This is a genomic window from Methanomethylovorans sp., assembly GCF_050177135.1.
Taxonomy (GTDB): domain Archaea; phylum Halobacteriota; class Methanosarcinia; order Methanosarcinales; family Methanosarcinaceae; genus Methanomethylovorans.
The window spans coordinates 1-12,799 of sequence record NZ_JBFXHJ010000061.1 but is presented as its reverse complement, the minus strand read 5'-3'; the positions used below and the strand labels follow the sequence as shown (position 1 = coordinate 12,799).

General features: G+C 45.9%; 17 protein-coding genes. 8 read left to right on the top strand and 9 right to left on the bottom strand.

Annotated features, from left to right (window positions below):
- The coding region (locus tag AB7U21_RS06535) for a thioredoxin family protein (protein WP_428387829.1) at window positions 1–286 on the top strand (286 nt) is incomplete at its 5' end.
- A 21-nt stretch (window positions 287–307) separates the two neighbouring features.
- On the top strand, window positions 308–967 hold the full coding sequence (locus AB7U21_RS06530; RefSeq protein ID WP_428387827.1) for a cytochrome c biogenesis CcdA family protein: 660 nt from the start codon (window positions 308–310) through the stop codon (window positions 965–967).
- A gap of 33 nt (window positions 968–1,000) precedes the next feature.
- Here the strand turns inward: AB7U21_RS06530 and AB7U21_RS06525 are convergent, their stop codons facing one another.
- The 7 genes from AB7U21_RS06525 to cbiT form a co-directional block, all read right to left on the bottom strand.
- The gene (locus AB7U21_RS06525; RefSeq protein ID WP_333787737.1) at window positions 1,001–1,726 is read right to left on the bottom strand and encodes a precorrin-8X methylmutase; all 726 of its coding nucleotides are present in this window, start codon (window positions 1,724–1,726) and stop codon (window positions 1,001–1,003) included.
- Window positions 1,716–2,522 (bottom strand): precorrin-3B C(17)-methyltransferase, encoded by an 807-nt coding sequence (cobJ, locus tag AB7U21_RS06520; protein WP_333787738.1) that lies wholly within the window; start codon window positions 2,520–2,522, stop codon window positions 1,716–1,718. The genes AB7U21_RS06525 and cobJ overlap by 11 nt, the downstream gene beginning before the upstream one ends.
- Window positions 2,491–2,844, bottom strand: a complete 354-nt coding sequence (locus AB7U21_RS06515; protein ID WP_333787739.1) for a cobalamin biosynthesis protein — start codon at window positions 2,842–2,844, stop codon at window positions 2,491–2,493. Before AB7U21_RS06515 ends, cobJ begins: the two co-directional genes overlap by 32 nt.
- On the bottom strand, window positions 2,841–3,272 hold the full coding sequence (locus AB7U21_RS06510) for a cobalamin biosynthesis protein CbiG (protein ID WP_428387831.1): 432 nt from the start codon (window positions 3,270–3,272) through the stop codon (window positions 2,841–2,843). Before AB7U21_RS06510 ends, AB7U21_RS06515 begins: the two co-directional genes overlap by 4 nt.
- A gap of 77 nt (window positions 3,273–3,349) precedes the next feature.
- A complete protein-coding gene (gene cobM / locus AB7U21_RS06505) occupies window positions 3,350–4,081 on the bottom strand; it encodes a precorrin-4 C(11)-methyltransferase (RefSeq protein ID WP_428387824.1) in 732 nt (243 codons plus the stop codon).
- 13 nt (window positions 4,082–4,094) lie between these two features.
- Window positions 4,095–4,706: a cobalt-factor II C(20)-methyltransferase gene (locus AB7U21_RS06500; protein WP_428387821.1), complete on the bottom strand. Its 612-nt coding sequence runs from the start codon at window positions 4,704–4,706 to the stop codon at window positions 4,095–4,097.
- Between the two features lie 16 nt (window positions 4,707–4,722).
- Window positions 4,723–5,274, bottom strand: coding sequence for a precorrin-6Y C5,15-methyltransferase (decarboxylating) subunit CbiT (gene cbiT / locus AB7U21_RS06495; protein WP_333787742.1), 552 nt, complete (start codon window positions 5,272–5,274; stop codon window positions 4,723–4,725).
- A gap of 120 nt (window positions 5,275–5,394) precedes the next feature.
- On the opposite strand from cbiT, the gene AB7U21_RS06490 reads away from it, so the two are divergent.
- Entirely contained in the window at window positions 5,395–6,873 is a 1,479-nt protein-coding gene (locus AB7U21_RS06490) for a cobyric acid synthase (RefSeq protein ID WP_333787743.1), read from the top strand.
- Between the two features lie 23 nt (window positions 6,874–6,896).
- Here AB7U21_RS06490 and AB7U21_RS06485 read toward each other — a convergent pair whose 3' ends face one another.
- Window positions 6,897–7,400: a mCpol domain-containing protein gene (locus tag AB7U21_RS06485; protein WP_428387818.1), complete on the bottom strand. Its 504-nt coding sequence runs from the start codon at window positions 7,398–7,400 to the stop codon at window positions 6,897–6,899.
- A 122-nt stretch (window positions 7,401–7,522) separates the two neighbouring features.
- Here AB7U21_RS06485 and trpD point away from each other — a divergent pair, with 122 nt between their 5' ends.
- The 5 genes from trpD to AB7U21_RS06460 are packed head-to-tail and all read left to right on the top strand — an operon-like array spanning window position 7,523 to window position 11,960.
- A complete protein-coding gene (gene trpD, locus AB7U21_RS06480; protein ID WP_333787745.1) occupies window positions 7,523–8,581 on the top strand; it encodes an anthranilate phosphoribosyltransferase in 1,059 nt (352 codons plus the stop codon).
- Window positions 8,535–9,221, top strand: coding sequence for a phosphoribosylanthranilate isomerase (locus AB7U21_RS06475; protein WP_333787746.1), 687 nt, complete (start codon window positions 8,535–8,537; stop codon window positions 9,219–9,221). Before trpD ends, AB7U21_RS06475 begins: the two co-directional genes overlap by 47 nt.
- Window positions 9,214–10,785, top strand: coding sequence for an anthranilate synthase component I (gene trpE / locus AB7U21_RS06470; protein ID WP_333787747.1), 1,572 nt, complete (start codon window positions 9,214–9,216; stop codon window positions 10,783–10,785). Before AB7U21_RS06475 ends, trpE begins: the two co-directional genes overlap by 8 nt.
- Window positions 10,785–11,372, top strand: coding sequence for an aminodeoxychorismate/anthranilate synthase component II (locus tag AB7U21_RS06465; protein WP_333787748.1), 588 nt, complete (start codon window positions 10,785–10,787; stop codon window positions 11,370–11,372). The genes trpE and AB7U21_RS06465 overlap by 1 nt, the downstream gene beginning before the upstream one ends.
- A 24-nt stretch (window positions 11,373–11,396) precedes the next feature.
- Window positions 11,397–11,960 carry an adenylate kinase family protein gene (locus AB7U21_RS06460; protein WP_428387814.1) on the top strand — a complete coding sequence of 188 codons (564 nt, stop codon included), beginning with the start codon at window positions 11,397–11,399 and terminating at the stop codon, window positions 11,958–11,960.
- A gap of 2 nt (window positions 11,961–11,962) precedes the next feature.
- On the opposite strand, the gene AB7U21_RS06455 is transcribed toward AB7U21_RS06460, so the two are convergent.
- Window positions 11,963–12,637 (bottom strand): nucleotidyltransferase domain-containing protein, encoded by a 675-nt coding sequence (locus AB7U21_RS06455; RefSeq protein WP_428387812.1) that lies wholly within the window; start codon window positions 12,635–12,637, stop codon window positions 11,963–11,965.
- Between the last annotated feature and the right edge of the window lie 162 nt (window positions 12,638–12,799).

Sequence of the window (12,799 nt, the reverse complement as noted above, 5' to 3'; positions counted from 1 at the left end):
GATAATGAGACCTACCATCGAGGAAATTTCACAAGAGTATGCGGGAAAGGCTACTGTGATGTACATTGATACGAGGGAAAATCCCAAAGTAGCTACAGGTTTTAATGTGTATTCTGTGCCTGACATGTTCGTTATAGTGAATAGTAGTTCAGAAGGCTATCTCTATATGACTTATGATGGGAACATTACCAGGAACAGGGACAATGCCAGATTCATCGGGGTAACTGAAAAAGGCACTCTTACTAAAACTTTGGACCTGGCCATTGCATTAAGGAATAATAAGTAAAAGGAACAGGCAAAAGAAGATATGGTCTTTACAGATGTTGATCCTCTGGCTGTGTTACTCGCAGGCATAGTAAGTGTACTTTCACCCTGCACACTTCCGTTACTACCTGCAATATTGGCCTTTTCTACAAAGGAAGGGAAATACCGACCTGTTGCAGTTGTGGTCGGATTAGCCTTTTCCTTTACTGCAATGGGCGTTATCACATCTGCCTTCGGAGCTTTGCTGATAGGCTATATTCCTTATTTGCATCTCGCAGCCTCTATTACAATCATTGTTTTTGGCATTGTCATGTTATTTGATCTCCAGGTCTTTAATAGGTTATCTACCGTCACAAGTAAGGTCCATAATTCTAAGAAGCAAGGACTATTGGGTGGTATCCTGCTTGGGCTCTCTCTTGGCATCATCTGGATACCATGTATCGGCCCATTACTGGGAAGTGTATTGGTGCTGGTGGCCATGCGGGGCAGTCTGGCTTATGGTGCAACATTGCTGTTCATATACTCGATCGGTTTTGCAGTGCCCATGCTGATCATAGCATATTCTGCAAATGTTTCCTCTATGAGATTGAGAGCCATTGCTCGCTATGACTTTATAGTCAAAAAGATAGCGGGCATTTTACTGATACTTACAGGATCATGGATGGCATACACCAGCCAAATAACTACACTTTTCCAGGTTTAAAAAACAAGATCAATAAAGTGGATGCGGGGAATATTATTCCTCGCATTCATCTTTTGAATTGGCGATCGCCACAAGTTCGTTGACGCAGGCAACGGCAATGGGGGTTCCTCCCCTGGTGCCGATACATGTAATAGAAGATATGTCTGTGTCCCTGACGACTTCCTTGGACTCTGCAGCATTCACAAAGCCTACCGGGGTTGCTATAACAAGAGCGGGCCTTATGCCATGCTCCACCATACGGCACACTGCAAGTGCTGCGGAAGGTGCATTGCCTATAGCAACGATGGAACCTTCCAGCCTGTCCCTGCATGCAAGGAAACCGGCTGCAGTCCTTGTGATGCCGAACTTCTTAGCGATGGCGGCGTCCTTGTCCTCATCCATCACGCAGATGACATCGGACTTGTGTCCCATCTTAGTTATCCCGTATTTTACCATGTTGATGTCCACGAATATGGGGGCACCTTTCTTCAGGGCTTCCACGCCTGCCTTTACAGGATCTTTGTTGAAATGCATAAGATATGCCATGGAAAGATCCCCCACTGCAACCATGCAGCGCTGACGTATCCTGTCCTCAATGGTCCTGTCTCCAACTATCTGCTTGGCAAGATTGCGGCTTGTCATATAGATAGCCTTTGCCTCATCGGTCTGAGCGCCGAGGTCGGTGCAGATGTCTATAAGTGTGGGATCCATTTTTGTTGTGAACTCCACAAGCTCTTCAAGTGCCGGCGAACCTGCCTTCTTTTTGCTTTTAGTAGTCATACTTTCTCTGATACCCCCTTGGAGTGATGATCCTTTCCCCGTTATTACTCTTCCATATCCTGGACTCGTTGTTAGCTATCAGGATAGTGGTGCTCATGTCCACCCAGTCGTTATAGTTCATAACCTCATCCAGCGTGGTAACAACATAGTCCTGGTCAGTGGTCCTTAATGCATTCTTTACAAGGCCGACTGGTACTGAACCATTCTTGTATTTTTTTATTATGTCTATAGCCTGGGAGAAATTAGACTTGCGCTGCCTGCTTTTTGGATTGTAGAGAGATATCACGAAATCTGCAGAAGCCGCTGCATGCAGTCTTTTTTCGATGACTTCCCAGGGTGTGAGCAGGTCACTTAAACTGATGACAGCAAAATCATTTACTATAGGAGCACCCAGTACGCTTGCTGCTGCGGTGATGGCGGTGACGCCCGGAAGTACTTCAATATCAACATCAAGGCCTTCATGTTCCGCGACCTCCAGTACCAGTCCGGCCATACCATAAATATTGGCATCTCCGCCACTGATCATGGATACCACCTTGTCCTTGGCCAGTTGCACTGCCTTGACAGCCCGGTCCACTTCCTTGCCCATGGCGCTGCGGATGATCTCCTGTTTATCGATCAGCTCTGCTATCTGGTCAAGATACGTACCGTTACCCACGATGTAGTCAGAGTTCATCAATACATCTCTGGCAGCAATGGTCATCTGGGGCACCGAACCAGGTCCAATGCCAATTATGTACAGCCTCCCTTTTCCAGCAGAGGTCTTATTCTGCGATTGCGATTGTGATCCTTCCATATACCTTCTTCCTTAAGATCAATTCCTTTTTTTTAGAAAGCGCCAAGGCAGATGGTTCTGCCACCCCTGTCAAACCGAACCGATTTGCCTGGGACCCAGATGGCGCGTCATAAAGATTGATTTCTTCTTCGGAAAGGAACTTGATGTCCTTTCCAAGCAGATTAACAGCTTCAAGCAGGCCAGTCTCGTTTTCCTTCAATTTTGATGAGGCAAATATATCTATGTCATCGATCTTTTTTTCCACTTCTGCAAGTGCAGCCTCAATGGCAGATATTACCTCTTCTTTATTGACACCTCGCCTGGCTCCGATACCTATGATCATCTGTTTTCCGCCTTTTCCTTTTTCAGCACAGACACATCATCACCAACTACCACGATCTTGGGACCTTTTATCTCGAGCACTTCCACATCCTGTTCCAGCAGGGAACAGTTGACCTGCCGGGTGGAATCCTTGTTGACAATATCGCATCCCAGGGCCTTAGCAATGCCCTCCACAGAGTTGCGGTTATGCACCTCTGTTGCTGTGGTGATGACAGGAATGGCGCCAATTTCCGCTATCCTGCGGACCAGCTCGTTGGCACCGTGATGTCCCCCCAGAAGGGAAATAGCAAAGTTGAGGTTAGAGTCCACTACAACTACAGCAGGATCCTTCCATTTATTCTGAATAAGTGGTGCTATGTCCCTCACCACAATACCAGTTGCGAACACCGCCACTATTGCATCGTATTCCTCAAATGCCTTCCTGAAGATCTCTCTTTCGTATAGCAGGACATCTGCATCAATGTGCCTGGCTATCCGCTGAGCAACCTCCAGGTTCCTTTCAAAAGTTATGACAGCGGTTCTTGTGCTACTCCGTATAGGTAAGACCTCCCATAGTTCTTGGGGTCTACCACCCCTCCGATGAGGATCATGGCTGAACGCTTTATACCTTCATCCTTGACCTTCTGAGCAATGTCGGCCACAGTGCCGATGACGATCTTCTGGTCAGGCCAGGATGCGTGGAAGACCACAGCCACCGGAGTATCAGGACTGTACTCCACCTTTTTCATGATCTCCTCTATCTTCTGCGTGCCCAGGAAAACCGCCATCGTGGCATTATGCCGGGAAAGCTCCTTGATCTGGTCCTCTTCCAGGGTCTTGCCTGCAGGCCTTGTGATAATTAGGGTTTCTGTAACATTGTTAAGAGTAAGCTGCGTCCTGAGTGCTGCTGCGGTTGCGAACACTGAGGATACACCCGGAATTACCTCAACTTCAACATCGAACTTCTTCAATTCCTCTATCTGCTCCACAATAGAACCATAGAGCGATGGATCGCCACTGTGCAGGCGCACTACTTTTTTACCTGCATCGAGAGCATCCACCATCAACTTGTTCGTTTCATCCAGAGTGAGACCATAACTGTCTACTTTCTCTCCCTTTGAATAATTAAGCACTTCCGGGTTCACAAGGGAACCGGCATATATGACAAGGTCCGCCTGTTCCAGAAGTTCCTTGCCCATGACGGTGATGTACTTTGCATTACCCGGACCAGAGCCCACAAAATATACCTTACGAGCCATTATTTTTCCTCCGTTATTCCTTTTGCCCGAACACTATGCTGAAGTAATTACCTTTTTCAGGGATCTTTGCCATCTCCTTGATAACGATCTCATCATCCATGAACAGGCGCTGGACAAAAGTGAATTTGTTATAGCCTTCCTTCTTCATAGAATCTATGATCTCAAGGGGCTTGGTTGCTTTAAGGACTATCTTGTATGCCTTTTCTGACCCGTCACTCACCTCAAATGAAGCATCTACCTCTGCATCGGCTCTGGAAGCGAAAGATGTAATGGAACTGATGCCTGGTATTGTAGCTGTCTCGACATCAGGGTACAGCCTGTTCATCACTCTCTTAAGATGTGTGAAAGTAGAGAAGAAGTTCGGGTCGCCTATGAGTCCGAAAGATACAAGGTTATGTCTGGATTCCTCTGCTATAAGCTCTGCGTTCTTCGTCCATACCTCATTGAGAACATTATAATCTGTAAGCATGGGGAAATCAAGGATCTCCGCCTTGGCGTACGGAGCAACAAGCTCAGCAGCCAGCCTGCCGGGCACATACACCTTATGGCTTTTCTTAAGGGTCTCTACTGCCTTCAACGTAAGAAGTTCCGGGGATCCCGGTCCAAGTCCAACTCCAATCAGCATTTATATGATTCTCCTATTAGTTCGTTTTGTCTGTTCCTCCGACAATGACGTACACCGGATTTTCAGGCTTGAACATAGTTTCGCCCACAAGATCGACCCCACGGGATACCATTACGTGGAGCACCTCACGGAATATGCCAAGTTCTTTCATCCTCTGTATAACCCTTACTACGGTCTCTATACGCACAGCGTCCACGACTATACTACGGGCATTCTTTGCTGCAAGAGCATCCAGCACCTCCAGGATGTTCTTAGATCCGCCTACGAAAGCGCAATCTACTTTTTCCGCTTGTGTAATGATCTCAGAGGATTCACCGAAAACCAGATTCACGTTCGGTATCTTAAAGGCTTCGAAATTTTTCTCTGCTACCTCAATAGCTTCCTTCCTTGCATCTATAGCAGTGATGTTAAGGTCCTTAACAAGTGAACTTGCTTCAATTGATACAGCACCTGTACCACATCCCACATCAAAGAAACTGTCGCCTCTCCTCAATCCCATCTTCGATAGGGCGATAGCGATTATTTCGGGTTTTGTTGGGCCGCCGCTTACACGTAAAAGATCAAACATGTTCCACCTAATTTAAGTAAACTGGAGTTCTGGAGTTAAGTAGATATAACTTGTTCCTCATAAAACTTGTGCGGAATCTTCGTTAACACAAAAGCTTTCCATGTTAAAAGGTTGTTGGATATGACTGATAAAAGTACTAAAAAATTACTTGTACTGGGGACTGCTTCTGATGTAGGCAAAAGCATAATGGTCACAGGCCTTTGTAAGATCTTTTCAGAAAAATACAGAGTAGCTCCTTTTAAGGCACAGAACATGAGCCTCAATTCCTGGATCACTAAAGACGGCAAGGAAATAGGCATAGCACAGGCCGTGCAGGCCAAAGCAGCAGGAGTTGACCCTACCGCGGATATGAATCCGGTGCTTCTGAAACCTAAAGGTGACAGGACATCACAGGTTATCATTCTTGGTGAGCCCTACGCTGATAAATCCGCCGGCAATTACTATGATTCCATCTCGGAGACAATGGAAGTTGTAAAGGGTGCTCTTGACCGGCTTGGCGAGAAATACGAGCTCATTGTCATGGAAGGAGCCGGAGGAGCTGCGGAAATTAATCTTTATGACCGGGATATCGTGAATGTGGGCACAGCAAGGCTTACGCAGGCCCCCATCATCCTGGTGGGCAACATCGAATCCGGAGGAGTGTTCGCAAGCCTGTATGGCACAGTTGCACTGTTGCCCGAGGACATACGCGGCAACATAAAGGGCTTCGTTATCAATAAGTTCAGGGGAGATCCTGCCATCCTGGAGCCCGGGTTAAGGCAACTGGAGGAGATGACAGGTATTCCTGTGTTAGGCGTATTGCCCTATTACAAGCTCAATATCCCATCAGAGGACTCCATGGCCATCTATTCAAAAAGCAGGAATACTTCATCGGGATGCCTGAACGATGTGGACATTGCAGTGATAAGATTACCACGCATATCCAATTTTACGGATTTCGAGCCCCTGGAGCGTCTGGCAAAAGTGAGGTATGTGGAACTGCATGAGGACCTTGGCACTCCGGATTGTATAATCATTCCGGGTACTAAGAACACTATCAGCGATCTGTTGGACCTTAAGGCGAGCGGTATGGATAAGCAGATCCGGAACATGTATGGCAAGGTGCCTATTTTCGGAATATGCGGCGGTTACCAGATGCTTGGCAAGACCTTGCATGACTCCGGCATAGAGAATGGCCTGGAGGCGGATTATGAGGGTATGGGGCTGCTTGAGGTGGAGACGGCCTTTGGTGAGTATAAGAAGACCACTACCCAGGTGAAAAAGAAAGTAGTTGCCGAGGGACCTATATTCCGTCATATCAAGGGCGAGGAAGTGTGGGGATATGAGATCCACATGGGTAAGACAGTGACTCCAAGGACTGCTTTCGGTGATGACGGCAGCGTCGATGAGAGCGGTACTGTCATAGGCACGTATCTGCACGGCCTGTTCGAGAACAGCAACATAAGGACTGCCCTGATGATCTATCTGGCAGAAAAGAAGGGTGTGGAGTTCCACCCCGAGGTGGCTACCACCGAAGAAGAGGCATACAAGGAGCTTGCCGATATCTTGCGCAGTTGTCTGGACATGGACAAAATCTATGCGATGATCGAGAAAAGTTGATCTTATAATTAAAGTAGAAAGCCTTATACCAGACACGGAGTAAGGCCTTCTGCAAAGCAGGATGAAGGCGGAACCACGGTATTCAGATCAAAGGTTTCTAATTTATTATTGAAAGTGTATTTGACTATACTGTTTTTTCCAATGGATCTGGCATACTTGAAAGCAATATATGTCTTTTCTAAAGTATCTCCGATTCCAACAGAAACAGTATTTGTATTTCCTATTTTCTCCAAGTAATTGGACAAGTCTATCAGATCAACTGCATCGCATTTACATAAGATGCAATCGCCTGCAGAGAAAACTATTTTCAGGTTTTCATGCCGCAAATGGTCAATGACCCTATCAATTGTATTTGTTATATCCGTACTTGTCCTGGAAATGTTCGTTTCATCATTTTGAAGCAGGCATTTCTCGAACTTTTGATGAATATCGTCCCCATCTATGGCTATGTATATCATATTGAGCTCCCTCATTAATATATTTGGTTTCAACGGATATAATATATTCTTCAGGACTATCTCATTCATGTTATTTTACTCAAACTTTAATAATTTTTGGCATTTCTTGTTCAACAGCAATGTATATATGCCATCACTTAATTATACATCAATGTACAATTTAAAACATTGATGTCTACAATGGTGTTATCATGCAGTCCTATATACAGAAAGTAAGTGCAGGTGAGAACCTGACATTGCAAGAGGCTGAGAAAGCTATCACAGAGATATTCACTCAGGCCACAGATGCCCAGATAGCCGGATTGCTCATGGCTTTGAAAATGAAAGGTGAGACTGCTGATGAGATCGCAGGGTTCGCATGCGGTATGAAAAAAGCTGCCAGGAGCATACACCCTGATGTGAAAGGCACACTTGTGGATGTCGTGGGAACCGGAGCTGACAGACATAATACAATCAATGTTTCGACTGCTGCTGCCATCATTGCTTCTGCTGCAGGAGTGAACGTGGCAAAGCATGGAAACAGGGCAATTACTTCCCTTTCCGGTAGTGCGGATGTACTGGAACAGTTGGGGATAAAGATCGATAAAGACCCTGAATATGTGAAAACATCAATTGAAAAGATAGGTATCGGATTCATGCTTGCGCCGGTATTCCATCCTGCAATGAAAAGAGTTGCAGGCATAAGGAAGGAAATGGGTGTAAGGACTATATTCAATATCCTGGGTCCTCTGACAAATCCGGCAAGTGCGGATGCACAGCTCATAGGCGTATACGACCCTGCCCTTTGTGAGATCTTCGCACAGGTGCTCAGGAAAATGGGTGCAAAGCGGGCTATGATCGTACATGGGGACGGCATGGACGAGATCTCCAACATCTCAGAAACGCAGGTTGCAGAGCTTAAAGATGGCAAGATCAGGACATACGTCATCTCTCCCGAAGACCTGGGCATCAAAAGGGCAAAGGCTACAGATATCGTAGGCGGCACACCTGCAGAGAATGCAAAGGATATGATCTACATTTTCAAAGGGGAAAAGGGACCTAAAAGAGATCTTATTGTCATAAATGCTGCAGCAGCACTCTATGTTGCAGGTGCAGCCGACTCTTTGAAGGAAGCCATACCCATGGTCGAGGCAGTCATTGATTCAGGCAAGGCCATGAAAAAGCTCAGACAGTTCAGCGACAAGACCTTTGAAGGCATAGAATATGAGATCTCCTGTAAGAGCGAAGATCTGCGGTATGCGGTGTGCTGAAGACATAGCAATGGCCGTGAAGTTTGGAGCCGATGCTGTGGGTTTTGTAACGGAAGTACCTGTGAACAGCCCCAGAAAGCTCGACGCTGCAACTGCATCATCCCTTATCTCACAGGTGCCGTTGTTCGTGGATTCTGTGCTCGTGATCATGCCGGAGAACGGGGAGGAAGCTGTGGAGCTTATTGACATATGCAAGCCGGACATCGTCCAGCTGCATAACGACCTCCTGCTTGCAGACCTTGAATACATAAGGAATAATGTCCGGCAGAAGATCATCAAGACATACGCCATACCTGCTGACAAACATAACATTCTGGAAGAGATGGACCTTGCAATAGCTACAATGGAAGAAAGGTTCGAGAATGATCTCATAGATGGCGTACTGCTTGACTCCAGCAAAGCCGGCATTGTGGGCGGGACCGGTACTGTGCATGACTGGTATGTGAGCAGGCAGATAGTGGAAAGGCTTGAAGCCCCGGTGATGCTGGCAGGCGGCCTGAACCCCGAAAATGTGCGTCAGGCAGTGGAAGAAGTAAGGCCCTATGCAGTGGATGTCGCATCGGGAGTTGAGAAAAATGGAAAGAAGGACCCTGATAAAGTGCGCAGGTTCATTTCACAGATAAGGTGTGCAAATGGTTGAGTTCGATCTTAATAAAGAAGATTTCATTGCTCTTGTTGAAAACTCACAAACACCTGCCATCATACAGCTTATGGCAAAGGTGGATAGCATATGTACTCCCCTGCAATTGTATGCGACCTTGCAGAATGCGAATTATTCATATCTTCTTGAATCAGTAGAAAAGGAAAAAAGGCATGCTAGATACTCTTTTGTGGGCTCGGAACCAGAGATCGTGGTAGCTATAAAGGACAGATATCTCACCATCGATTGCCAGAAGAACTCCGAGCTTTCAAAGTTCGTCTATGATAAAGTAAAAGCAATGGGGACTACTGAATCGCTTATTGGAGGCAGGTTCCGGGTACAATTAAAGGAACAGGATGATGATCTTGCTGCTTTCCGAGAAGTGTTCCCTACAAGCAACAATGTTGAACTCCTCAATCAGAAACGCTTTGACAGGCAAACCTTCCTTGGAGGAGCTATCGGTTATAATAGTTATGAGCTGGTCTACGATTCCTGGCTCGGCAGGGAGAAAAAGCCGGATGCTGACACGCCTGAGATGCATTTTGCCATAATGACCAAGACATTTGTCTTTGACCACATAACCAATGAAACATATCTGGTCATCACACCATTCGTTACAAAGGAAAGTGATCTTGAAGCAGTATACGAACACGCTTTAGCAGATGCGCAGCTCATGGAACGTTCACTGCACATGTCCTCTGTGATAGGCATCAGTTCCGATATACTGGCAAAGGTCAGGTCAGAAGAACCTGTACCAAGCACTGATCAGGAAACTTTTGAAAAGGCAGTGCTGCATGCAAAGCAGCACATCGTTGACGGAGATATCTTCCAGGTAGTGCTTTCACGCAGGTATACTGTGAGAATGAGCCAGACACCACTGCAATTGTACATAAGGCTCAGGGACATAAACCCAAGCCCTTACATGTACATTTTCAATTTCAAGGATATCGGTATCGTGGGTGCAAGTCCCGAAACCCTCATGACGGTCTATGACAGGAAGGTCATCACCAATCCCATTGCAGGTACATGCCCCAGGGGGAAGGATGAGGACGAGGACAAAGAACTTGCCTCTCACATGCTTAAAGATGAGAAGGAAAGGGCAGAACATATCATGCTCGTAGACCTGGGACGCAATGATGTGAGGATGGTCTCAAAGGCCGGGACCGTCAGGGTAGATGATCTCATGAGCGTGGTAAAGTATTCTCATCTTCAGCATATAGAGAGTACTGTAAGTGGAGAACTGAGGGACGAATGTGATCAGTTCGATGCCACACGCTCCATCTTCCCGGCAGGTACGCTATCCGGTGCACCCAAGATACGTGCTATGGAGATCATCGATGACCTGGAGCCTAATGCAAGAGGCATATACGGTGGCGGCGTGGGGTATTATTCCTGGAACGGTGATGCTGACTTTGCCATAGTCATCAGGACTGTTCTGATCAGGAACAATACCGCTTATGTGCAGGCCGGAGCAGGCATCGTGACAGATTCGGACCCGACATACGAATACCTGGAAACCGAACGAAAAATGGCCGCAATGATAAAAGCCATCGGGGGGAAATAATGAGGGTACTGTTCATCAATAACAAAGATTCCTTTGTCTGGAACCTTGTGGACTATGTTTCCATATTCGAGCCGGACACGGTAGTTGTTCCGAATACCATCTCCCCGGAAGAAGTAAGGAAGATAAAGCCGGATGCCATCGTGATATCGCCTGGCCCGGGCACGCCCCATAAAGCTGAAGATGTGGGCAACTGTCTTGATATCATAAAGGATATTGGCCCTCAGGTCCCTGTGCTTGGTGTATGTTTTGGTCATCAGACCATCAATGCAGCTTTCGGAGGCAGTGTCGGACATGCAAAAGGCGGGCCGATCCACGGCAAGACCTCTGATATCATCCATGATGATTCACGTCTATTTGCTGGTATATCACAGACCTTCAGTGCTGGACGGTACCATTCCCTTGCCATTGAAAATCTTGCAGATGAACTTAAAGTGACAGCAAAGACAAGAGATGACATAATCATGGCAGTGGAACATACTCAATACCCGATATATGGTGTGCAGTTCCATCCGGAATCCGTGCTCACTGAAAGCGGGATGAAGATCGTCGAGAACTTCCTGAAGATAGCCGGCATGCACAAGGATTAAGCCTTTGCAGGTTTATTGGAGATCATGCTTGTAGGGATAACAGGAACACCCGGGACGGGTAAAACCTCGGTCACAGCGCAGCTGGAAAAAAAGCCCGGTTACCAGGTTATCCATCTCAATGAACTGATCAGAGAAGAGAAGCTTTACTCTGAGGTGGATGCCGAAAGGGACTGCGTAGTGGCTGATATGGACCTTGTGGAGCAGAGGGTCATGGAAAAAGTCGACAGTTCCAGTCCTGTTACTATACTGGACAGCCATCTTTCCCACCACATCGCTGATATTGTCATAGTGCTGCGCACCTCCCCTGAAAGGCTGCGGGAGAGGCTTCTGCAAAGGAACTATTCTGAAAATAAGGTCCAGGAAAACCTGGAAGCAGAGGCTCTGGATGTTATCCTGTTCGAATCGGTGGAGTGGTGTGACAAGGTCTTTGAAATAGACACCACTGACCAGGCCATTGAGGAAACCATTGCAGATATTGAGGAGATCATTGATGCATTGCTCAAAAGGCAGGATGAAGAACTGATGGTAAAATACAAACCCGGTTCAGTGGACTGGAGTGAGGAATTTTTTGCCAGTACGCAGCTTTGAAATTATTTGTTCATAAAATCTTCTATGAGTTTTACTCTATCCATCCTTTCCCTTCTTTTGTTTACATTTAGCTGTAATTCCAAAGGTGGAACCTTTATATTATACCCATTCCACTTTATGGTCTCAAGGTTCTGTTTTGCATACGGACCACAGTCTACTGGTTCTGGAATGTCTAAGATCTCTTGTGGGTCAGATGCGATATCTATTCTTGCATGTAGAAAAATTACCCCGAAATCTTTAGTTAGCCATCCGTTCGTGTCAACAATAGGTTCAATTAAATAGTCTGAGAAAACGTCGGTAATTTCTTCAATGCTTTTTGAATCGGTCATAATATCTACATCATGAGGATCCATTTTTATACCTCGAATGCACGCAGCACAGCTTCCAGTTAACCACCAGTTAATATCTGTTCCCTGAGTTATTTGACAAAATTCAGTTAATGCTTTTTCCCATGGAACAGGAGCAAAATATCCAAGCTGGTCAAACATCAAGTTTGCATTATCAAAATATCGCTTCTGTATCTTATCTAAATATTTAGCGTTCTTTGGATAGATTTTAATATACCCTTTACCATCATTTTCATAAAAACACATTTGCAAGATTCTCTCGTATTTTGGATGGAACTCTGAAATCCTGAATGTTACTTTTTCATCTGATCCCTCAAAAGATACTCTCATCTGCTCGATCTCCTTTATCTATCTGCTTTCTTAATTCACGCCTTAAAATTGTAACTATAAATCGAAGGTAATTTTTTTCTTAGGTTTTTATCCTTTTTAAATTCTCAGATCAAAATTAGATCAAGAGTAGCTTTTTCTACAGAGCCCTTATCCGCGCATCCG

Excerpts from the sequence above, each read along its gene's own strand:
- AB7U21_RS06530 (WP_428387827.1), top strand. The coding sequence starts at position 308 with ATGGTCTTTACAGATGTTGATCCTCTGGCTGTGTTACTCGCAGGCATA.
- AB7U21_RS06525 (WP_333787737.1), bottom strand. The coding sequence starts at position 1,726 with ATGACTACTAAAAGCAAAAAGAAGGCAGGTTCGCCGGCACTTGAAGAG.
- cobJ (WP_333787738.1), bottom strand. The coding sequence starts at position 2,522 with ATGGAAGGATCACAATCGCAATCGCAGAATAAGACCTCTGCTGGAAAA.
- AB7U21_RS06515 (WP_333787739.1), bottom strand. The coding sequence starts at position 2,844 with ATGATCATAGGTATCGGAGCCAGGCGAGGTGTCAATAAAGAAGAGGTA.
- cobM (WP_428387824.1), bottom strand. The coding sequence starts at position 4,081 with ATGGCTCGTAAGGTATATTTTGTGGGCTCTGGTCCGGGTAATGCAAAG.
- AB7U21_RS06500 (WP_428387821.1), bottom strand. The coding sequence starts at position 4,706 with ATGCTGATTGGAGTTGGACTTGGACCGGGATCCCCGGAACTTCTTACG.
- cbiT (WP_333787742.1), bottom strand. The coding sequence starts at position 5,274 with ATGTTTGATCTTTTACGTGTAAGCGGCGGCCCAACAAAACCCGAAATA.
- AB7U21_RS06490 (WP_333787743.1), top strand. The coding sequence starts at position 5,395 with ATGACTGATAAAAGTACTAAAAAATTACTTGTACTGGGGACTGCTTCT.
- AB7U21_RS06485 (WP_428387818.1), bottom strand. The coding sequence starts at position 7,400 with ATGAATGAGATAGTCCTGAAGAATATATTATATCCGTTGAAACCAAAT.
- trpD (WP_333787745.1), top strand. The coding sequence starts at position 7,523 with ATGCAGTCCTATATACAGAAAGTAAGTGCAGGTGAGAACCTGACATTG.
- AB7U21_RS06475 (WP_333787746.1), top strand. The coding sequence starts at position 8,535 with ATGAGATCTCCTGTAAGAGCGAAGATCTGCGGTATGCGGTGTGCTGAA.
- trpE (WP_333787747.1), top strand. The coding sequence starts at position 9,214 with ATGGTTGAGTTCGATCTTAATAAAGAAGATTTCATTGCTCTTGTTGAA.
- AB7U21_RS06465 (WP_333787748.1), top strand. The coding sequence starts at position 10,785 with ATGAGGGTACTGTTCATCAATAACAAAGATTCCTTTGTCTGGAACCTT.
- AB7U21_RS06460 (WP_428387814.1), top strand. The coding sequence starts at position 11,397 with ATGCTTGTAGGGATAACAGGAACACCCGGGACGGGTAAAACCTCGGTC.
- AB7U21_RS06455 (WP_428387812.1), bottom strand. The coding sequence starts at position 12,637 with ATGAGAGTATCTTTTGAGGGATCAGATGAAAAAGTAACATTCAGGATT.